This window comes from Paraburkholderia sp. SIMBA_054, assembly GCF_046534875.1.
In the GTDB taxonomy this organism is placed as follows: domain Bacteria; phylum Pseudomonadota; class Gammaproteobacteria; order Burkholderiales; family Burkholderiaceae; genus Paraburkholderia; species Paraburkholderia hospita.
In genome coordinates this window covers 1-256 of record NZ_JAWRXV010001161.1, presented here as the reverse complement: position 1 = coordinate 256, position 256 = coordinate 1, and the positions used below count along the sequence as shown (strand labels likewise).

1 protein-coding gene is annotated in these 256 nt (G+C 60.2%); it reads left to right on the top strand.

Features of this window, described 5'->3' with window-relative positions:
* The coding region (locus SB822_RS58795; protein WP_410859335.1) for a cation:proton antiporter at positions 1–256 on the top strand (256 nt) is incomplete at both ends.

The following is a 256-nucleotide window of genomic DNA, read 5'->3' as shown; positions in this document are numbered from 1 at the left end:
ATTGCTGGCCCGCACACGCCCGGATTCGTCGCTGATCAGGATCTGATTCTGCAGCTAGCCGAAATTGGCGTCATCCTGCTGATGTTCGGCGTCGGCCTGCACTTTTCCCTCAAAGATCTTCTTTCCGTCAAAGCCATAGCAGTACCCGGCGCGCTCGCGCAGATTGCAGCAGCCGCAGCCCTCGGCACGGGCCTTGGGCTCGCCCTTGGATGGGATGTACAGGCAGGTCTGGTTTTTGGCCTCGCACTTTCGACCG